Below are 20,480 nucleotides of genomic sequence, written 5' to 3' on the forward strand. Positions count from 1 at the left end.
GGCAGCTTGCGGACGTGAAGTCGTGTGGTCCTGGCGCCGCGACGCTGGCGCCAAGCTTTCGGGCGATGATCCCGGGGGCGACGGTGGCTAAAGAGCCGTACACCGGGGAGATCACGATATAAGCGTGAAGACCATCGCGCGGGGAATGCCGGGATGTCTCGGCTGAACCTGTGGTTCCTGCCGCCTGCATTTTTTTCGCAGGCGGGCCATGGGGGCGGCCAGCTCCCGGCATTCCCTGCGCCCTCGTGTTTCGCGAGGGTTCGTCGATCCCATCAGCCCGGGCGCGCCGCGTCGCGGGATCGCACCGATGCGCGACTCATGGCCCATCCGGAGGGCGCGACGCGGGCAACGAGCGTGAGAGATAACGACTCGCGGGAGCGGATAGGCGATCGGCTCCAGTGGCGGTTTGCCCAGCGCGCGGGTGCTCGCGCCGCAGCCGGATTTGATCTACACGGGGGCGTTTACGATGGACCATTCATGACGTCTCGCGTGCACCGGCGCAAGGGACAATCCGGAGTTGCATATGTCGCCCAGCCAAGCATCGCCCCTGACACTCGTTGCGGAAACGGCCGAGATCCTGACCTCGCTCGGCGTTGCGCCGGAGCGGCTGCGCGGCGGGACGCGCGCCGCCCGTTCGCCCGTGACCGGCGAGGTGCTGGCCCATGTGCATGACGACAGCAGGGCGGATGCGACCGCGGTGATTGCGCGCGCGCATGCCGCGTTCCTGCAGTGGCGACTCAGGCCGGCGCCGAAGCGCGGCGAACTGGTGCGGCTGTTCGGCGAGGAGCTGCGCGCCCACAAGGCCGCGCTCGGCCGCCTGGTCTCGATCGAGGCCGGCAAGATCGTCTCCGAGGGGCTCGGCGAGGTCCAGGAGATGATCGACATCTGCGACTTCGCCGTCGGCCTGTCGCGCCAGCTATATGGCCTGACCATCGCCACCGAGCGCGCCGAGCACCGGATGATGGAGACCTGGCATCCCCTGGGGGTCACCGGCGTGATCTCGGCGTTCAACTTTCCGGTGGCGGTGTGGGCCTGGAATGCGGCGGTTGCGCTGGTGTGCGGCAACAGCGTCGTCTGGAAGCCGTCGGAGAAGACGCCGCTGACCGCGCTCGCGACCGACGCGCTGCTGGCGCGCGCGCTGCAGCGTTATCGCCGCGAGGGCGGCGAGGCCCCGGAGGGGCTCGCCGGCCTGCTGCTCGGCGGCCGCGCGGTGGGCGAGATGCTGGTCGACGATGCCAGGGTGCCGCTGGTGTCGGCGACCGGATCGACGGCCATGGGGCGCGTCGTCGGCGCCTGCCTTGCCGGCCGCTTTGCCCGCGCCATCCTCGAGCTCGGCGGCAACAATGCCGCGATCGTCACGCCCACCGCCGACCTCGATCTCACCTTGCGCGCGGTGGCGTTCGCGGCGATGGGCACCGCGGGCCAGCGCTGCACCAGCCTGCGCCGCCTGTTCGTGCATGCCGACGTCTACGCCCAGCTCGTGCCGCGGCTGAAGCAGGCCTATGCCTCGGTGGCAATCGGCAATCCGCTGGAGCAGGGCACGCTGATCGGCCCGCTGATCGACCGCGGCGCCTATGACGCCATGCAGGATGCGCTGAGCGCCGCGCGGGATCACGGCGGCCGTGTGTTCGGCGGCGAGCGCGTCGCGGTCGGCGGCTGCGCGGAGGCCTACTACGTGCGGCCGGCGCTGGTCGAGATCGACGCGCAATCCGGTCCGGTCGAGCGCGAGACGTTCGCGCCGATCCTGTACGTGATGCCGTATCGCGATCTCGATGCCGCGATCGCGCTGCACAATGCGGTGCCGCAGGGGTTGTCGTCGTCGATCTTCACCAATGATCTGCGCGAGGCCGAACTGTTCGTATCGTCGCGCGGCTCCGATTGCGGCATCGCCAACGTCAATATCGGCCCCTCGGGCGCCGAGATCGGCGGCGCGTTCGGCGGTGAGAAGGAGACCGGCGGCGGCCGCGAGTCCGGCTCGGATTCATGGAAGGCCTATATGCGCCGGGCCACCAACACCGTGAACTACGGCCGCAGCCTGCCGCTGGCGCAGGGCGTCAGGTTCGACCTCGGCTGATCGACGCGATGGGTCTTCCTCATCGGCGGAACCGCTTCGATGTGTCGTGCGTTGCGCGCTGACAAGGAGATGCACCATGGCAGTGAAGAAGAAGACATCCACCGCGAAGTCAGCTACCGCAACATCCGGGCGCGGACGCAAGCAGGATCGCGCCCGTGTCGCGGGCGGACAGGACTACGAAGTCCGCTACGAAGCCAAGAAGAGCGGCCGCTCGGCGTCCGCGGTGAAGAAGGCGGTCAAGAAGGTCGGCAACAGCCGCAACAAGGTCGAGCGCAAGCTGACGCGCAAGTGACGTCAATGCTGCTTCGGCCGCTGCGGCGGCCGAAGCGATCCCCTCGCCCAGCCGAGCGCCTTGGGCGAGTGCAGCGGATCGGGCCCGTCGCAGGTTGGACAAACAAGCTGGCGACGTTCGCCCTTGCCCTCGCGCACCGCGAGCGCGCGACCGCAGGTCGGGCACGGCTTGCGCAGCAGCCATGGGACCGGATGCTTCGGCATGATGGCGTCTCCCGGTGGAGGCCTCAGGCTAGGGCATCTTGGGGTAGCCGCGGAATCACTTATTTGAATCGCGGCGGATCTTCCGGCTCTCCGTGCCGTGAACAATCAGGACAGGTGTCGCCGGTCGCAGCCAGGACGTCCTCGATGGCCGCGAGCGCGTCCGAACTGCACAGCCCGGGTGGTGGATCGTCGCGTGCGACGCAAAGCGCCCGCGCCAGCGCTTCCGGGTCGCCGCGTTCGCGTATCCAGCCGTGCCGTTCGCATTCGACGATCGCGCCGGCCTCGCGCAGGGTGGCGACCGCCCAGCGCTCGAGACGCTGGCTCGCGGAGCGGTGTGTGACGGCAGTCGGCATCGGCCATTCTCTCCCGCCGGGAGAATCCATGAATCGGCGGGCGTTTCCAGGCCCGGCCTGCAGAGCAGGGATTCCAAAATGGAGGGACTGGCTGGCCGCGGATTATTCGGCGGCCCGGCTTGAGATCGCCGCGGCCTGGGGCCATCCTTGATGGAGCTCGCGTGAAACGGATGCAGGCAGGAATGCAGATCAGGGCCAACGAGGATTTGCTGCTCATCATCGATGTGCAGAACGATTTTTGTCCCGGCGGTGCGCTCGCCGTGGCCGACGGCGATGCCGTGGTGCCGGTGATCAACCGGCTGAGCCGGATGTTCGATCACGTCGTCCTGACCCAGGACTGGCACCCGGCGGGACACAGCTCGTTCGCCTCGAGCCACCCGGGCAAGGCGCCGTTCGAAAGCGTCACGATGCCCTACGGGCCGCAGACCCTGTGGCCGGACCACTGCATCCAGGGCACGCCGGGCGCCGCCTTCCATGCCGAGCTTGCGACCGACAAGGCGCAGCTCATCATCCGCAAGGGCTTTCGCGCCGCGATCGATTCCTACTCGGCGTTCTTCGAGAACGACAAGACCACGCCCACGGGCCTCGCCGGATACCTGCGCGAGCGCGGCCTGAAGCGGGTTTTCCTGGTCGGTCTCGCCACCGATTTCTGCGTGCATTATTCGGCGGTCGATGCGCGGCGGCTCGGCTTTGCGGCCATCGTCGTCGACAACGCCTGCCGGGGCATCGACCTCGGCGGCTCGATGGCGGCGGCCAAGGCGCAGGGCGCGGAGGCCGGGGTCGAGCGGATCGCCGAGCTGGCGTGATGATCGTGGACTACGCCGCCGCGCCGATGGTCGGCTCGGCGATGGCGCCGGCGACGCGGACGCGGACGCGGAGCGCGTTGCCGGGGAGGTAGGCGATCGGCATGTCCTCGACGTCGACCGTCTTGAGCGTGTCGCGGTCGGCGCCGGCCTGCACGGCGCGCACCTCGGCGATGGCCCGCGCCGCCGCGATGGCCTCGTCGCGGGTCATGTCGCGGAAGACCTGGTCGGCCTCGCCGGAGACCTGGGCGATGGCGGCGCCGACCGCATTGGCGCAGTCGCCATGGTCGACGCGGACGATGGTGGAGATGCCGGCGAGGCGCTCCGGCACCAGGAAGGCGCCGCCGCCGACCGCGAGCAGCGGCACGTCGCCCGCCTCGGTCTTCATGCGGTCGATGTCGCCTTCGAGCTTGCGGTGGGCGTCGGCGAGCGCGGCGTCGATCAGGCTTTTCGGCAGATGCGCGACGCGCGATCTGTCGCCGATGTCGATCAGCCCCGCTGCGACCGCGATGTCGGTCGCGGTGAGCTGGTCGCCGCCGAACACCAGCGCGTCGGATGTCAGCCGGTATCCGACGCTGAGCGGGCCGACACGGACCGGATCCTGCGTGACATGGCTGCCGCCGCCGAGCCCGATCGAGAGCAGATCGGGCATGCGAAACAGCGTGCGGACGCCGCCGACCTCGACGACGGCGTTGGCCTCGCGCGGAAAGCCGTGGCGCAGCTGGCCGATGTCGCTGGTGGTGCCGCCGACGTCGACGACCATGGCGTCGTCGAGGCCGGACAGATACGCGGCGCCCCGCATGGAGTTGGTGGCGCCGGAGGCGAAGCTCATGACCGGGAAGGCGGTCGCGATCTCCGCCTGCATCACGGTGCCGTCGTTCTGCGTCAGGAACAGCGGCGCATCGATGCCGGACTCCGCGATCGCCTTGCGGAAGGCGGCGACCGTCGTGACCGCGAGGTCATGGAGCGCGGCGTTGAGCAAAGCGGCGTTCTCGCGCTCGAGCAGTCCGATGCGGCCGAGGTCGTGCGAGAGCGTGACGGCCACATCAGGACAGATCTCGGCCAGGATCTCGCGCGCCGTGTTCTCGCAGCTCGGATCGAGCGGTGAGAACGACGAGGCGACCGCGACCGCGCGCAGGCCCTTGGCCTTGATCGCGCGCGCGGCGGCCCTCAGGCCGTCGGTGTCGAGCGGCATGAACGGGCGGCCATCATAATCGTGGCCGCCTTCGAGCATGAAGGTCTCGCCGTTGACCAGGGCGGCGAGGTCGCCCGGCCAGTCGCAGAACGGCGGTAGCGAGGCGGAGGCCGGCATTCCGATGCGGATCGCGCCGATCTTCTGCAGGTGCCGCCGCTGCACCACCGCATTGATGAAATGCGTGGTGCCGATCACGACCGCATCGACCGGTACGGCCGCTGCGGGATTTTCTCGCAGCGCCTTCAGCGCCGCGAGGATGCCGGAGGTCACGTCGGCGGTGGTCGCAGCCTTGACGGAGTGAACGACCTGGTCGTCGGCAATCAGGACGGCGTCGGTGTTGGTGCCACCGACGTCAATGCCAATCCGCTTCATTCACTATGCTCCAGGGGGCGCAAACAGCGACCGGAAATCGAGGTCGTAACCGAAGGCGCGGGGGCCGACGAATTCGAGTCCGCGCAGGCTCGTCAGCACGGCAGGCGCCGGCAGCGCGATCACGGTGACGCGCTGGCCGTAGCGCACCGTCTCCGTGCCGATGCCGTGGCCGTTGACGCTGTCGAGCACGCAGATCAGGTCCGGCGACATCGCGATGGCTTCGCCATCGCGCCAGGCCACGATCCACTCGTTCTGGAACGACAGTTTCAGCCGCGTGCCGCGGTCATCGTCGCTGCCCTCCACGACGGCAGAGCCGCGCAAGAAACCTTCGGTGGTGCGGCGCTCGACGTCGACGATCTTGCCGCTGAACAGCCGCTGGCCACCCTCGCAATCGAGGATCGCGGCGATCGGATCCTGGTGGCTGCGGTTGGCGGCCTCGACCGCGCGGCCGATCGTGATGGCCTTGGTGGTCGTGAAATGGATGCCCCAGTCCTTGACCTCGCGGCCCGTGCGCGGCGCCTTGCTGGTCGAGGCGATCGAGCCCATCTCGACGCAGATCTTGCGGCTGGCGCGCTCCATCCACTTCCAGCTCGGCACCTTCGTCACCACGGCCTCGATGCCGCGCGGATCGTAGAGCGTGCAGGGATACGGCTTGAGGTCGCCGATCGCAACCGACGTCATCTGCGCCTCGGGAAAGGCGCGGCCCATGCAGTCGGCGTCGACTACGGGGATGTTCAGATGTGCTGCCGCCATCAGCGCCTGCATGCCATTGCCGCCGCCGATCTCGACCGACATCACGGCGCGAAATGTGATGCCGTTGAGCTCCTCCTGCATGCGCACCGCACGCGCAATGCTGCGGCTGTCGGCGAGCCGTTCCTGCCCGACCAAGGGGGCGCCCATGTTGGAGACCACGGCGACCCAGTCGTCGTCGGCAAGATCGAGCGGCGACATCATCTGCACGCGATGTCCCTCGGCATAGAGCCGACGCAGGTTGAGCAGGCCGAGATAGGGACTGCCGCCGCCGCCGGTGCCGAGGATCCAGGCGCCGACCGCGAGCGCCTCGATGTCGTCGAGACTGATCGTCTTCAATTCCACCCCGCTCACGACAACAGTTCCTCGACAATGCGGGCGGCTGCGGCGATCGACAGGATCACGGGCCCGGAATAATGGCGGCGGACGCGGGCCTTGTTGGCGCTGGTGTAGCTCATGCAGTCGAGCACGACGAGGTCGGGCTGCTTGGCCGCCATCGCGCGCGCCGCGGCGTCGACGGCTGCGTCATCGGAGCCCGGTTGCAGCGTGACGCCGACCACCTCGACGTGATCACGCTGCCATTTGCCGGCGATCAGCGCGGTCTGCTCGGCCAGCGGCGAGAACACGCCGAGCCGGCCCCTCGGCAGCACGGCTTCCACCATCTTGTGCAGCACTGCCGAGGGCAGGATCACGAGCCCTTCTGGCACGAGGTTGGGAAACTTGCCCGTACAGGCCAGCATCGCGACGTCGATGCCGTCGTGCCGAAATTTCGCGAGCTGTGCATTGGCCCGGCCCTCGACCGCCTTCTTGCTGATGCGCACGTTGTCACCGTTGGGCAGCAAGGTGAACAGCGCATCGGCGCCGTCGACCGGCGGGATGCGATCGATCTCGCCGCGGCTCATGCCGTCGAGCGCGCCGCGCAATTCGATGGTCGTGCCGTGAGACAGCACGGCTGCGATCTCGGCTTCCATCGCGGGGCGCGGGCTCTGGCCGATGACGACGACGCCCATGCGCCGTTGCGAAGGGCGATCCGCCACATCGAGGGAAGGGGACGGGAGTATGACGTTCACAATATCAATCCTCGAGAATGACGAGATCGGTCGGCCGCCAGCCGAGCGCGACGGCTTGGCCGGGTGCGTGGAGTGGACCGGCTCCTGAATTCGGCTGCTGAGCCAGCACCCGCTCGCCACCGTCCAGGACGATGCGGTAGAGGACGGCACCGCCAAGGAAGTTCGTGCTCTCGACCGTACCGCGTGCGGACGTGCCCTTGCTCTCGGCATCGACCGGGCCGGCTGGCGACACCATGATCTTCTCCGGCCGCAAGGCGACCGACAGAACCTCGCCACCGGCCGTTGCGGACACATCCGGCAGGGCCAGCACCAGGCCGTTGCCGACCGCGATTCCGGTCCCGTGGTCCAGCGTCACGCGCTGGCCGCGGAAGATATTGGTGTCGCCGATGAAGTCGGCGACGAAGCGGGTTCGCGGCTGGTCGTAAATCTCGACCGGTGTGCCGATCTGCTCGACGCGGCCGGCGTTCATCACCGCGATGCGGTCGGACATCGCCAGCGCCTCCTCCTGGTCGTGGGTGACGAAGACGAGGGTGAGGCCGAGAGTCTTCTGCAGTTGCTTGAGCTCGAACTGCATCTGCTGGCGCAGCTTCTTGTCGAGCGCGCCGAGCGGCTCGTCACAGAGCAGCACGCGCGGTGAGATGACGATGGCGCGGGCGAGCGCGACGCGCTGCTGCTGGCCGCCCGACAATTGTGCCGGCCTGCGGTCCTCCATGCCGGACAGCTCGACCATCGCCAGCGCGGCCGTGACCTTGGACGCGATCGTGGCCTTGTCGGTCTTGCGCATGCGCAGGCCGAAGGCGACGTTCTCCGCCACCGTCCGGTGCGGAAACAGCGCATAGTTCTGGAACACCATCGCCATGTCGCGCCTGTGCGCGGGGACATGGGTGATGTCGGCGCCGTCGACGCGGATCTCGCCGGTGCTGGGGCTGTCGAAGCCCGCGATCATGCGCAGCGTGGTGGTCTTGCCGCAGCCGGACGGGCCGAGCAGCGAGAAGAACTCGCCCGGACGGATGTCCATGGCGACCGCGTCGACGGCGCGTACGCCGCCGTCATAGACCTTGCTGACGCTGGCGATCTCGATGCTTGCGCTCATGCGCGGAAGATCCGGTTGACCCGGCTGTCGATCACGTCCTTCTGCGCGTTGTACCACTTCCAGTCGACCTGGATCAGCTTGCTGACCTTTTCCGGAGTGGTCAGCAGCTTGGCGTCGTACTTGGCGTCGAGCTTCACCTTCTTGTTGGCCGGCGAGTACCAGACGGTCTCGGCGAGGCGCTTTTGGACCTCGGGGCGCAGCATGTAGTTCACATAGGCGTTGGCGAGCTCCTTCATCTTGCTGCCGGGTGTGATGCTCAGAACCTGCTCCAGCGACAGCACGCCCTCGCTCGGGGTGACGAAGTCGATCGGCTGGTTTTGTCCGTCATAGCGGTAGATGCCGGAGTCGTGGATCACGCCGAGGCCGACCTCGCCGGACAGGAACAGCTTCTCCATCGCGCCGGTGAAGTCGACGAGCTTGATCGGCTTCAGCTTCTCGAGCGCCGCATAGGCCGCGTCGAGATCGGTCTGCCCCCTTCCGTAGAGAGTGCCGCACATCATCAGGAAAGCCTGTCCCAGGCTGTTGACAGGGATCACATAGCCGCCGCGCACGCCGTTGTACTTCGCGTCCCACAGCTCCTTCCAGGACGTGACGTTGGCGTAGCCCTTGTCGGTGCGCATGCCCAAGCCAATGGCGCTGGTGAAGATGCAGACACCGACGATCTTGTCGCTGACCGCGTAGGGGTAGACGTCGGCCATGTTCGGCACCAGCTTGGGGTCGACCTTCGGCTCGACGAGGCCCATCTCGACCGCTGCCCACTGCTCGTTGGAGTTGGTGTGCAGCACGTCGTAGATCGGCGCCGAGCGCGAGCTCGCCTGCAGCTTCGGCAGGAACGGCAGCGCAGTGTCGGTCCTGAGCTTGCACTTGAACTCGCTTTCGAAGGCGGGGCCGATCTCGGCCTTCATGACGTCGCCCCATTTGCCGCCCCAGCCGGTGATGTTCAGCACGGGCTCCTCGGCGCGCGCGACGTAAGGCGCCGCGACGACGCCTGCACCAAGCGCAGCAGCCGAAGTCAGCAGGCGCCGGCGGCTCATGGGGAAGCGACGCGATGAGTCGGTCATGTCCGGAATCTCCCTTAGAGTTTGACGTAGGAGCGCAGGCCAACGGTGCGGTCGAGCGCGATGACGACGATGAAGGCGAGCAGGATCGAGATCACCGAGGCGGCGCCGATGGTGCCGTCCAGATCGAATTTGAGGTAGTTGAACAGCGTGATCGGCAAGGTCTCGCTGCCGGGCGCGACCAGGAACAGCGACACCGGGAATTGGTCGAACGAGACGATGAAAGCAAAGATCGCGCCTGCCAGTACGCCGGGCTTCACCAGCGGCAGCGTGATCTCGAAGAAGGTCCGGGTGGGGCTGGCGCCGAGATTCTGCGCGGCTTCCTCCAGCCTGACATCGAAATTATGCAACACGGCGAGGGTGGTGCGCACGACGTAGGGAATCGTCACCAGCGTATGGCCGGCGACAAGGCCCCACAACGGGCGCCCGACATCGAGCAGCACATAGGACTGGAACAGTGCAAGACCGGTCAGGATCGCAGGCAGCATCAGCGGCGACAGCATGGTCGCCACGATCAGGCGAGAGCCCGGCAGGTTGCCGCGCGCGACCGCCAGCGCGGCCGACGCGCCGAGCACGGTTGCCGCGACCGTGGTCATCGCTGCGACCTCGATGCTCAAGAGCAGCGCGTGCATGAAGTCGCGCGAGGCGAAGAATTTCTCGAACCAGCGCAAGGAGACGCCGACCGGTGGAAACTGGATGAAGGGCGTCGGATTCAGCGCGAACACGATCACGATCGCGATCGGCGCCAGGAGGAAGGCGAGGATGGCGCTGTTGGCGGCGAGATAGAGCCTGCGGCCCCACCGGAGCGGCGTCGTGCTGCGACGGGCAGGTGCCGCCCCCAGATCGATCGGCGCAGCAAGCGGCGGCTGCGATCCTGGAGCAAGGCTCGTCATCTGCGCCCTCATTGCAGCTCGCGCTGGCCCGAGACGAGGCCGAGCACGTGATTATACGCGATGACGAGCGAGAGCGAAATGACGAGCAGCACCATGCCGAGCGCAGCCGCGAAGCCGACGTTGAAGTTGGCGGAGATCTGCTGGTAGATCAGGATCGGCAGGGTCATGACCTGGAAGCCGCCGAGCAGGATCGGGGTCACATAGGCGCTGATCGCGAGCGCGAACACGAGCAGCGACCCGGCGAGGATGCCGGGCAGGCTGAGCGGCAGGGTGACTTCGAGAAAAGCGCGCCACGGGCTGGCGCCGAGATTCTCCGCCGCCTGCTCCAGCCGTTCGTCGATGCGGCCGATCACGCCGGTCAGCGTCAGCACCATGAACGGCACATAGATGTGGACGAGGCCGATGACGATGCCGGTCTCATTGTACATCAGCTGCAACGGCCTGGTGACCAGCCCGAGCGAGGTCAGGATCTGGTTGATGACACCCTTGTCGGACAGCAGCGTCATCCAGGCGAAGGTACGCACCACGATGCCGGTCAGCATCGGCGCCAGCACGGCCATCAGCAGCAGCGCGTGGCCGGTGCGGCTCTTGATCCGCGCCATCCAATGCGCGAGCGGATAGCCGATCATGAGCGCGGCCAGGGTCGTCCAGAGGCCGATCCGGATCGTGGTCCAGATCACCTCGAGATAGTAGCCGTCATCGCCCATGCGGGCATAGTGCCTGGCGGTGAGGGCGACGTTCGGCATGACCACGGGGTTGCCGGTCAGGACGCTCATCACCGCCATCAATCCGATCGGCAGGAAGAAGAACAGCGCAAAAAGCAGCGCGCTCGGCAGGATCAACAGCGCCAGGCTGTTGACGCGCGGCGCGCTGCTGCTCGTCATCAGGAGGCCAGTCCGGCCAATTGCTCGATGGTCTGGCCAAGCGGATCGCCGGTCATGCGCCGCAGCTTTGCGGCCATGCTGCCGAGCTCGCGACGGACATTGGCACGCTCGATCTCGGTGGTGGCCTGGACCGAGTAGGAGACGGCGATGCCGATCAGCTCACCGCTCTCGCCGCTCGCCAGCGCAAAGCCCTGCGAGCCGACGCCCTCGATGGCCTCGTCGGCGGCGTCCGAGATGCCGGTCCGGCGGATCTCGTTCAGCCGCGCCATCAGCTCGGTGAAGTTCTGAGGCGAGTTGGCCGGGACCTTCGGGTAGTCGAGCGGCACGCGCGCCCGGATCTCCTGGTCCGACAGACGCGCCAGCATGGCGCGGCCGTTCGAGGTGATGATGGCCGGCGTGCGCTGGCCCGGCGGGTTGACGACGCGCAGCGGATTGGAGCCGGGCACGATGCGCAGCACCACCTGCTGATAGCCGTCGAGCACGGCGATGTAGCCGGTGTGTCCGGTGCGCGCGCAGACATCACGCAGCTCGCGCTCGGCGGTGGCGATCAGGTCGTCATGGGCCCGGTGCAGCCGCCCGAGCTCGAAGGTGAGCAGGCCCGGCCGGTAGCGGCGGCTGTGCGGATCCTGCTCGAGCAGGCCGCAATCGCGCAGCGAGCGGAGCAGGCGTGAGGTCGAGCTCTTCGGCTTGCCGGTCAGGACCTGGACGTCGGCAAAGGAGAGGTCGGGCCGCGCGGTCGAGAAGCAGCGCAGGATGTCGATGGCGTTGGTCAGGGCGCTCATGATGATACCGTTTGTTCCATTTTTTGGAACGTAGTCCCGAATTCTAGAAGCGGCAGGGCGACTGCCGCAAGGCGAAATTACTGGCAAGCAGGTGCCCGAATGCGCGTCAGGGTGGTGGGCGGGGCGCCGGGCGCGGAAGGAGCATGCTCGGCCTCACTGCACCGCGGCCGACCTGATGCGACCGATGACGGCGTCCACGTCCGTCCAGGCCGGCTTGTCCGGGGCGAATTGCTGACGGAGATAGGAGACGAGTTCGGCGAGCTGGACGTCGCTGAGATGGTCCTTGAACGCCGGCATGTAGCCGAGATCGGACGAGGCCGGCTTCATGATCCCGTGCAGGATCACCTGGATCAGGTTGTCGGGTGTGGCGCTGTGCAGGTTGCTGTTCAGCGCCAGCGAGGGCCGGCTGCCGAACAGCGGCAGGCCGCCGATCTCGTGACAGACCGCGCAGGCGCCGAGATAGAGCCGGGCGGCCGGAGATGCCGCCGAGGTCACCCTGGTGCGCGCCTCCAACTCCGCTGCCGTCGCCTCCAGCTTCGCTGCCTCGGGCGAGGGCGTCTGGAAGGAGGCGAGATAGACCGCCATGGCCCGAATGTCCGCGTCGGGCAGCGTCGCGAGATCCTTCACGATCGGCGCCATCGGACCGGCGGCCACGCCATGGAGGCGCGACTGACCGGAGCGGAGATAGGTGTAGAACTCGTCCTCGGTCCACGGGATCGGGGCAGTCGAGAGCGCGGTCAGCGCGGGGGCTTCCCAGCCCTCCGCGAAGCCGCCAGCCAGATATGCGTTGCGCTGCTCGGCACCGAGCGCATTGCGCGGCGAATGACAGGCGCTGCAATGGCCGAGGCTTTCGACGAGATAGAAGCCGCGATTCCACTGCTCCGATTGGGTTGGATCAGGCCTGAACGGCTGGGTGTCATGAAACAGCGCGTTCCATCCGGCGATCAGCGGCCGCAGGTTGAACGGGAAGCGCAGCGCGTTGTCGGGCGCCTGCTGTCTCACCGGCGCCTCTGCCATCAGGTAGGCGTAGAGCGCCTGCAGGTCGGCCTCATCGGTTCGCGCGAAATGCGTGTAGGGAAACGCCGGATAGAGCTGCCGGCCGTCGCGATGCACGCCCTCGCGCATGGCGCGCTCGAAGGCGGGATAGGACCAGGCGCCGATGCCGGTCTCGACGTCGGGCGTGATGTTGGTGCTGAACAGCGTGCCGAACGGCGTCTCCAGCGCACGGCCGCCGGCATTGATCAGGCCGCCATCCGCGGTGTGACAAACCGCGCAATTGCCGAGCGCCGCGAGCGCCTCGCCGCGCGCGATCGTCGCGGCGGAATAGACCGAGGGATCGGGGCGTGTGATCGGTGCGATGGCACGCCAGGGCAACACGGCGGTGGCGACGCCGATCGCCGCGGCGCAGGCCGCGACGGCGCTGGCGATCACGCCGCCCCGCCTGGCAAAGGGCTTGAGCCATGTCGTCGCCGGTCTTTCGGGGGCGGGCAGCGACTGCGGCGCTGGCGTCTCGACCTGTTCGCCGCGCAGCCCTTTCAGAATGCGCTCCGGCGTGAATGGCGGCTCGCGGAAGCGGACGCCGGTGGCGTCGTAGATCGCATTGGCGATCGCAGCGGCGCTCGGCACGGACGCGGACTCGCCGACGCCGAGCGGCGGCTGATCCGGTCTCGGCAGCATCAGCACGTCGATCTCAGGCAAATCGGGGAAGGTGATGATCGGATACGCACCCCATTCCCGTGCCGCGACCTTGCCGCGCGAAAACGGAATCTCCTCCATCAGCGCCCGGCTGGTGGATTGGATGACGTTGCCTTCGATCTGGTGGCGTACGCCGTCCGGATTGATCATCAGGCCGGAGTCCTGGCCTGCGATGACCCGCGTGACGCTGACGTCGCCGGTCGTCGTATTCACCGCGACATCGGCGATCCACGCCGACCAAGCCGCGCCGTAGCCGGGAAACTTGCTGTGGACGTAGAGCGCATAGGCGAAGCCGCGGCCATGGACGACGCCGTTCTCGGGCGTCTTCTCTTCCCTCACGGGGCGCGGCGTCCAGCCGGCGCGTTCGGCCACGGCGTTCACGAGATCACGCGCGCGCTCGTCCTTCAGATAGCGCAGCCGGTATTCGATCGGGTCGACGCCAGCCTCCGCCGCGAGCTCGTCGATATAGGACTCATGCGCGAAGGTGTTGGGCAGCGCCGAGACGCCGCGGATCCAGGACGCACGCACGATCGGCGGCATGTCATGCGCAGTGACGCGCATGTGGTCGTAGTCGTAAGGCGGGATCGCGGTGCGATCGCCCATCTCGAACACCGCAGGCTCCGGCGCGATGCGGCCGGTCAGCAGCAGCGCCAGCGTCGGCGCGCCGTTCGACGGATAGCGCGTGGCGAACTCATAGGCCGCAACCGAGCCATCGGCATTGAGGCCGCCATTGACGTCCATCAGCTGTGCGGTGCCCTTGGGCTCCCACAGATGCTCCTGCTCGCGCGACAATTGCACCCGCACCGGACGGCCGACCGCGCGCGATAGCAGCAGCGCATCGGCGGTGACATCGTCGGCGCAGTTGCGGCCATAGCAGCCGGCGGCCTCCAGCCGGATCAGCTCGATGTGATCCTCGGGACAGTCGATCAGCTTGGCGAGATCGCCGCGCAGGATGTGCGGATTCTGCGTGCCGGAATAAATGCGGGTCTGCCCGTCGCGATAGTCGGCCACCGCGCAGGACGGCCCGATCGAGCCGTGCATCTGGTAGGGCCAGAGATAGGTCCGCCGCATCGGCTTGGCGGCGCCGGCGATGGCGGCATCGACATCGCCCTTGTCGAGCAGCCGACGCGGCTCGGACGGATTGGCGCGCAGCGCGTTCTCGACATCGTCGAGGTCGCGCAAGCTCGGCACCGGCTTCCAATTCGCCTGGAGCCGCTCGGCGGCGAGGATCGCGTTCTCCTCGCGCTCGGCGACGACGCCGATGAAGTCGCCGATGACGACGACGTCAACCAGGCCCGGTACGTCGCGCACCGACTCCCTGTCGACGCCAAGAAGGCTGGTGCCGATGAAGGGGCCGGCATCGACACCGGCATAGGGTGGACGCACGACGCGGCCATGCAGCATGCCGGGGACGCGAACGTCATGGACATAAGTGAGTTCACCGGCCGCCTTTGCCGGCAGATCGACGCGCGGCACCGACCGGCCGACGACCTGATAGTCGTTCACCGACTTGACGACGATATCGTCGGCGAGGGCGAGGCGGAACGTCTCATCGCCGATCAGCTCGCCATAGCTGAGGACGCGGTTGTCGGGACCGCGGACCAGTCCGTCCTCGACCCTCAAATCCACGACGTCGAGGTCGAGTTGCGCTGCCGCCCGCGCCAGGAGGAAGGCGCGGGCCTGCGCCGCAGCCTTGCGCAGCGGCACGGCGGTGATCTGAATTGTCTCGCTGGCGATGGTTGCGCCCTGATTCGGCACGACCGCGGTGTCCCCGAGCACGACCACGACACGGGCGAAGGAGACATCCAGCTCTTCCGCGACGATCTGTCCCAGCGCGGTTCGGATGCCGGTGCCGAGATCGACGTGGCCGTTGAAGGCGGAGACCTCGCCTGCGGCCGTGATCCGGATGAAGGTTTCGAACCGGCCATCGTTGCCGGCGATGGGACGTTCGACAACCAGCCAGCCGCGAGGCGTGTCGGCGTCCTTGGTGAGGCGATCGTTCATCAGTCCAGCGCCTCGAGCGTGTGGCCGGCCGCGCGCATCGCCGCGCGGAGGATCTCGACATGGGCACCGCAGCGGCAGAGATTGTAGCGCAGCGCCTGCTTGATCTCGTCGCGTGACGGATCGGGCTTGATCGCCAGCAGCGCCTTGGTCGTCATGATCATGCCGTTGAGGCAGTAGCCGCATTGCGCGGCCTGCTCGGCGATGAAGGCCTGCTGCACCGGATCGGGCGCCTCGCGCGAGCCCAGCCCTTCAAGCGTGGTGACGTCGCGGCCGATGCAGCCTTCCACCGGAATGACGCAGGAGCGGGCGGCACGGCCGTCGATCAGCACGGTGCAGGCGCCGCATTCACCGAGGCCGCAGCCGTATTTCGGACCGTTCAGAGCGAGGTCGTTGCGCAGCACATGAAGCAGGGGCGTGTCCGGCGCGGCCGCAACGTCATGCGCCCGTCCGTTCACGGTCAGCCGAATCGTTGCTGGCGTCATGCCCTTCTGCCGTCCGCTGTGCTATCGTTAACGAGGATGCGATGGTGATCGCTCCGAGCGTATCGTTTGTGTACTAACATGCAAGTGCCACGTTTTGCGCTGCAGCGTGTGCACGATTTGTCGTCATTGTGCAGGGCAAACTGATCGTTTATCCGGCAATCGTGCTTTTCGTTCGCGGTGGCGCTTGACAGTCGGCGGAGGGGCGCGACATCATTCGTATACGAACGAATTGCCGCGGCGTGCGGACGGTTGCCGTCAACTCCGCTTCAAGATGGGCTTCTCTGCATGGTGACTGAGACGGCGAGCGAGGGTGCAGGGGACAAGATCCGCTGCGATGCCTGTCCGGTGATGTGCTACATCAAGCCGGGCGCGGCTGGCGCCTGCGACCGCTATGCCAATCAGGACGGTGTGCTGGTGCGCGTCGATCCGCATATCCTGCTGGAGCGCACGGTGTCGCATGGCGGCAAGCTGGTGCCGTTCCAGGCGAGCGGCGACTGGGACGGCAAGATCGTGCATCAGCCGGAGCTGTTCGTCACCGCGATCGGCGCCGGCACCACCTATCCCGACTACAAGCCCGCGCCGTTCATCGTGTCCTCGCAGGTCGAGGGCGTCGACATGGTCACGGTCGTAACCGAGGGCATCTTCAGCTATTGCGGCGTCAAGGTGAAGATCGACACCGATCGCTATCTCGGCCCGGAAGCGGCGACGGTGCGGGTCGACGGCGAAGCGGTCGGTCACGTCACGACCAGCGAATACGGCTCGCAGATGCTCTCGCTCGGCGGCGTGCATCATCTCACCGGCGGCTCCAAGAAGGAGGGGCGCGTCACCTGCGACGCGCTGATGGACCTCAGCAACCGCAAGGCCGTCGAGCTCGTCGTCGACGGCGGTTCCAGCGTGATCGTGCAGGCGGGGCAGCCGCCTGTTGTCAACGGCGTCAAGGAAGAGCGCATGCGCGTCGGCTGCGGCTCGGCCACGATCGGCATGTTCGCCAAGCAATGGCAGGGCAAGGTCGACGAGGTCGTCGTGGTCGATGATCACATCACCGGCGTGCTGTCGGAGCACCAGGCCGGCAAGCTGCTCGACATTGCCGCGACCGGCATCAAGATGAAGGGACGGCGCTCCACGCCGGGCCGCTACTTCCAGGTGGCGCAGCCCGGAACCGGCTGGGGCGGCACCGACATCTCCGATCCGCTGTCGATTCTCGGGCCGTTCGATGCGAAGACGGCGAAGCCTGGCACGACGCTGCTGATGGTGTCCACGACCGGCGAACATGCCGCCTACTACGTGCTCGACGAGTCGCTCAAGCCGGTGCAGCGTGAGATGCCGCCGGAGCTGCAGTTCTCGGTCGAGCGCATCCAGGAGAACTGCGAGCCGGCACTGTGCACCGTGCTGTTCATGGCCGGTGCCGGCGGCTCGCTGCGCGCGGGCGTCACCGACAATCCGGTGCGGCTGACGCGGTCGGTCAAGGATACGCTGACGCGGGTCACGAGCGGCGGTGCGCCGGTCTATGTCTGGCCGGGCGGCGGCATCACCTACATGGTCGACGTGACCCAGATGCCGGCCGGCGCCTTCGGCTATGTGCCGACGCCGGCGATCGTCGCACCGATCGAGTTCACGTTGAGGCTATCGGACTACGCGGCGCTCGGTGGGCACATGGACTACGTCCAGCCGCTCACGTCGCTCAAGGATGTCAGCAAGGACATTCGCCAGCTGCCGTGGCCGAGGCCGGGCGCATGACCCGGCAGCCACAGATCGCCTTGTTGCCCGAGCGGCGGCTGCATCTGCAGGACGGCCCGATCGATCTGATCATCGGCGCCGACGCCGCCGATGGCGATGTTCGCGCGGCCTATCGTGCGGCGGCCGAGCGTTTCACGGGTCTCTTGGACGAGCTGTGTGCGGAACTGTCCGATCTGCGCAAGGGAGCCGATCACGATCGTTGCCCATTGAAAGGCGTCGTTGCGCGGCGGATGCATGCGGCCGTGTCGCCGTTCGCGCGCGAGATGTTCATCACGCCGATGGCCGCGGTCGCGGGCAGCGTCGCCGAGGAGATTCTCGGCGCCATGCGCGGCGCGGCGAAGCTGACGCGGGCCTATGTCAACAATGGCGGTGACATCGCACTCCATCTGCGGGATGCCGCCACGTTCAGCGTCGGGCTGATGGACCGTCCCGACGGCGCAGGCGTGATGCGCAGGATGACGCTTCGTGCTGCCGATGCGATCGGCGGCGTCGCCACATCGGGCCGCCACGGCCGCAGCTTCTCGCTGGGCATTGCCGACGCGGTGACGGTGCTCGCGCGCAGCGCGGCGCAGGCCGATGCGGCGGCGACGGTGATCGGCAACGCCGTTGACCTTCCGGGTCATCCGGCCGTGCTTCGCCGACCCGCCTGCGAGCTGCAGCCGGACAGCGATCTCGGTGACCGCCTCGTCACATGCGAGGTCGGAGATCTCGGTGATGCCGAGATTGCCCAAGCGCTGGCCGTGGGCGAGCATCGTGCGCAGTCGCTGCTCTCGGCCGGCCTGATCGAAGGCGCCGTACTGCAGCTCCGCGGCAACATTCGCGTTGTCGGTCCGCGCGCGATCGAGATCGTTCGTCGGTCGCAGTTGCGGGCGGCGGCGGCGTGAGGTTTGATGCATGATGTGCAGGAACACGAAGGGTCGACGATGAGCGCCGTCATCAGAAAGATCGTGACCGTGGTCGAGGAAGTCCATCAGGAGATGGGCCGGACCGTGTCGCCGCCGACGCGGCGCGCGGCGGCAGTGGCGGTGATCGAGAATCCGTTTGCCGGCCGCTATGTCGAGGACCTCACGCCGCTGATCGCGATCGGCGAGGAGCTCGGCGAGATGCTCGCCAAGCGCGCCGTGGCCGCGCTCGGCATCGAGGGGCCGGCGGCGCACAGCTACGGCAAGGCCGCGGCCGTCGGCAGCGACGGCGAGCTGGAGCATGCCGCCGCGATCCTGCATCCGAAAATGGGCGCGCCGGTGCGCAAGGTGCTCGGCAAGGGCGCGGCGCTGATCCCGTCATCGAAAAAGCGCGGCGGCGTCGGTTGCACGCTCGACATCCCGCTCGGGCACAAGGACGCCGCCTTCGTGCGCAGCCATTTCGACGGCATGGAGGTGCAGATCAACGACGCGCCACGCGCCAACGAGATCATGGTCGCGCTCGCGGTCACCGACAGCGGGCGTCCCTTGCCAAGGGTCGGCGGGCTCACGGTCGCCGAGATCAAGGGCGACGACGGTCTAAGATAATTCAAATCAAAATTGGAGGCTGAAGGGATGCGACGGAGAACGATGCTTGCGGCAGGCCTGGGCCTTGCCGTTGCCGGATTGACGGGCACGGCGCGTGCCGAGGACGTCATCAAGATCGGCGAGATCAACAGCTACTCGCTGTTGCCGGCGTTTACCGAGCCCTACCGCAAGGGCTGGCAGCTCGCGGTCGAGGAGGTCAATGCGGCCGGCGGCATCAACGGCAAGAAGCTCGTCGTCGTCTCCAAGGACGACAGCGGCAAGCCGGCCGACGCGCAGACCGCTGCCAATGAGCTGGTGTCGAGCGAAAACGTGGCGATGCTCGCCGGCACGTTCCTGTCGAACATCGGTCTGGCCGTCAGCGACTTCGCCAACCAGAAGAAGGTGTTCTTCCTGGCGGCCGAGCCGCTGACCGACGCCATCACCTGGGCGAAGGGCAACAAATACACCTTCCGCCTTCGTCCGTCGAACTACATGCAGGCGGCAATGCTGGTGGAGGAGGCCGCGAAGCTTCCCGCCAAGCGCTGGGCCACGATCGCGCCGAACTACGAATACGGCCAGTCGGCCGTCGCCGTGTTCAAGAAGCTGCTCTCCGAGAAGCGCCCGGACATCCAGTGGGTCGACGAGCAGTGGCCGCCGCAGGGCAAGATCGACGCCGGTCCGGTGGTGCAGGCCGTCGCCGCCGCCAACCCGGAGGCGATCCTCAACGTCACCTTCGGCGCCGATCTCGTGAAGCTGGTCCGCGAAGGCAACACCCGCGGCCTGTTCAAGGACCGCAAGGTCGTCAGCTTCCTGACGGGCGAGCCGGAATATCTCGATCCGCTCAAGGAGGAGACGCCCGAGGGCTGGATCGTCACCGGCTATCCCTGGTATTCGATCAAGACGCCCGAGCACGACGCGTTCCTGAAGGCCTACCAGGCCAAGTACAACGACTATCCGCGGCTCGGCTCGATCGTCGGCTACCAGACCATCAAGTCGGCGGCCGCCATCCTCGCCAAGGCCGGCTCGACCGATACCGACAAGCTGATCGCCGCGGCCGAGGGACTGTCCGTTCCGTCGCCCTTCGGCGAGATCACCTTCCGCAAGATCGACCACCAGTCGACGCTCGGCGCTTATGTTGGCAAGACCGCGCTGAAGGACGGCAAGGGCATCATGGTCGACACCGTCTATCGCAAGGGCTCGGACTATCTGCCTGATGATGCCGAAGTTTCCAAGCTCCGTCCGAAGGACTGAGT

Annotated in this window: 19 protein-coding genes; 7 read left to right on the plus strand and 12 right to left on the minus strand. The window is 67.3% G+C overall.

What is annotated here, in order from left to right:
- Nucleotides 1-523 precede the first annotated feature (523 nt).
- Both QX128_RS19870 and QX128_RS19875 read left to right on the plus strand, forming a co-directional pair.
- Nucleotides 524-2,074 (plus strand): aldehyde dehydrogenase family protein, encoded by a 1,551-nt coding sequence (locus tag QX128_RS19870; protein WP_316238292.1) that lies wholly within the window; start codon nt 524-526, stop codon nt 2,072-2,074.
- Between the two features lie 76 nt (nt 2,075-2,150).
- Nucleotides 2,151-2,366 (plus strand): DUF3606 domain-containing protein, encoded by a 216-nt coding sequence (locus QX128_RS19875; protein ID WP_315802267.1) that lies wholly within the window; start codon nt 2,151-2,153, stop codon nt 2,364-2,366.
- 2 nt (nt 2,367-2,368) lie between these two features.
- Here the strand turns inward: QX128_RS19875 and QX128_RS19880 are convergent, their stop codons facing one another.
- Nucleotides 2,369-2,569 carry a hypothetical protein gene (locus tag QX128_RS19880; protein WP_315802268.1) on the minus strand — a complete coding sequence of 67 codons (201 nt, stop codon included), beginning with the start codon at nt 2,567-2,569 and terminating at the stop codon, nt 2,369-2,371.
- 59 nt (nt 2,570-2,628) lie between these two features.
- Nucleotides 2,629-2,922: a hypothetical protein gene (locus tag QX128_RS19885; protein WP_316238293.1), complete on the minus strand. Its 294-nt coding sequence runs from the start codon at nt 2,920-2,922 to the stop codon at nt 2,629-2,631.
- 170 nt (nt 2,923-3,092) lie between these two features.
- On the opposite strand from QX128_RS19885, the gene pncA reads away from it, so the two are divergent.
- Complete coding sequence (pncA, locus tag QX128_RS19890) at nt 3,093-3,728, plus strand: bifunctional nicotinamidase/pyrazinamidase (protein WP_316238350.1); 636 nt, start codon at nt 3,093-3,095, stop codon at nt 3,726-3,728.
- Between the two features lie 10 nt (nt 3,729-3,738).
- Here the strand turns inward: pncA and QX128_RS19895 are convergent, their stop codons facing one another.
- The 10 genes from QX128_RS19895 to QX128_RS19940 all read right to left on the minus strand — a co-directional run bounded on the left by QX128_RS19895 (nt 3,739) and on the right by QX128_RS19940 (nt 16,003).
- Nucleotides 3,739-5,292: a hydantoinase/oxoprolinase family protein gene (locus tag QX128_RS19895; RefSeq protein ID WP_316238294.1), complete on the minus strand. Its 1,554-nt coding sequence runs from the start codon at nt 5,290-5,292 to the stop codon at nt 3,739-3,741.
- Between the two features lie 3 nt (nt 5,293-5,295).
- Nucleotides 5,296-6,396 carry a DUF917 domain-containing protein gene (locus tag QX128_RS19900; protein ID WP_316238295.1) on the minus strand — a complete coding sequence of 367 codons (1,101 nt, stop codon included), beginning with the start codon at nt 6,394-6,396 and terminating at the stop codon, nt 5,296-5,298.
- Complete coding sequence (locus QX128_RS19905; RefSeq protein WP_316238296.1) at nt 6,393-7,052, minus strand: AroM family protein; 660 nt, start codon at nt 7,050-7,052, stop codon at nt 6,393-6,395. Before QX128_RS19905 ends, QX128_RS19900 begins: the two co-directional genes overlap by 4 nt.
- 64 nt (nt 7,053-7,116) lie before the next feature.
- A complete protein-coding gene (locus QX128_RS19910) occupies nt 7,117-8,205 on the minus strand; it encodes an ABC transporter ATP-binding protein (RefSeq protein ID WP_316178309.1) in 1,089 nt (362 codons plus the stop codon).
- Complete coding sequence (locus QX128_RS19915; RefSeq protein WP_316238297.1) at nt 8,202-9,266, minus strand: ABC transporter substrate-binding protein; 1,065 nt, start codon at nt 9,264-9,266, stop codon at nt 8,202-8,204. The genes QX128_RS19910 and QX128_RS19915 overlap by 4 nt, the downstream gene beginning before the upstream one ends.
- A gap of 14 nt (nt 9,267-9,280) precedes the next feature.
- Nucleotides 9,281-10,156 (minus strand): ABC transporter permease, encoded by an 876-nt coding sequence (locus QX128_RS19920; protein ID WP_316238298.1) that lies wholly within the window; start codon nt 10,154-10,156, stop codon nt 9,281-9,283.
- Nucleotides 10,157-10,164: 8 nt separating this feature from the next.
- Nucleotides 10,165-11,040, minus strand: a complete 876-nt coding sequence (locus tag QX128_RS19925) for an ABC transporter permease (protein ID WP_316238299.1) — start codon at nt 11,038-11,040, stop codon at nt 10,165-10,167.
- Nucleotides 11,040-11,822, minus strand: coding sequence for an IclR family transcriptional regulator (locus tag QX128_RS19930; protein ID WP_315802277.1), 783 nt, complete (start codon nt 11,820-11,822; stop codon nt 11,040-11,042). Before QX128_RS19930 ends, QX128_RS19925 begins: the two co-directional genes overlap by 1 nt.
- Nucleotides 11,823-11,975: 153 nt before the next feature.
- The gene (locus tag QX128_RS19935) at nt 11,976-15,521 is read right to left on the minus strand and encodes a molybdopterin cofactor-binding domain-containing protein (RefSeq protein WP_315802278.1); all 3,546 of its coding nucleotides are present in this window, start codon (nt 15,519-15,521) and stop codon (nt 11,976-11,978) included.
- Nucleotides 15,521-16,003: a (2Fe-2S)-binding protein gene (locus QX128_RS19940; RefSeq protein ID WP_315802279.1), complete on the minus strand. Its 483-nt coding sequence runs from the start codon at nt 16,001-16,003 to the stop codon at nt 15,521-15,523. The genes QX128_RS19935 and QX128_RS19940 overlap by 1 nt, the downstream gene beginning before the upstream one ends.
- A 285-nt stretch (nt 16,004-16,288) precedes the next feature.
- On the opposite strand from QX128_RS19940, the gene QX128_RS19945 reads away from it, so the two are divergent.
- The 4 genes from QX128_RS19945 to QX128_RS19960 are packed head-to-tail and all read left to right on the plus strand — an operon-like array spanning nt 16,289 to nt 20,478.
- Nucleotides 16,289-17,740 carry a 6-hydroxynicotinate reductase gene (locus QX128_RS19945; protein WP_316178321.1) on the plus strand — a complete coding sequence of 484 codons (1,452 nt, stop codon included), beginning with the start codon at nt 16,289-16,291 and terminating at the stop codon, nt 17,738-17,740.
- The gene (locus QX128_RS19950) at nt 17,737-18,624 is read left to right on the plus strand and encodes a UPF0280 family protein (protein ID WP_316238300.1); all 888 of its coding nucleotides are present in this window, start codon (nt 17,737-17,739) and stop codon (nt 18,622-18,624) included. Before QX128_RS19945 ends, QX128_RS19950 begins: the two co-directional genes overlap by 4 nt.
- Before the next feature lie 39 nt (nt 18,625-18,663).
- Nucleotides 18,664-19,248, plus strand: coding sequence for an amino acid synthesis family protein (locus QX128_RS19955; protein WP_315802282.1), 585 nt, complete (start codon nt 18,664-18,666; stop codon nt 19,246-19,248).
- A gap of 27 nt (nt 19,249-19,275) precedes the next feature.
- Complete coding sequence (locus QX128_RS19960) at nt 19,276-20,478, plus strand: ABC transporter substrate-binding protein (RefSeq protein WP_316238301.1); 1,203 nt, start codon at nt 19,276-19,278, stop codon at nt 20,476-20,478.
- Nucleotides 20,479-20,480 lie beyond the last annotated feature (2 nt).

The sequence above is a fragment of the Bradyrhizobium sp. SZCCHNR1015 genome, from assembly GCF_032489875.1.
Classification (GTDB): Bacteria; Pseudomonadota; Alphaproteobacteria; order Rhizobiales; family Xanthobacteraceae; genus Bradyrhizobium.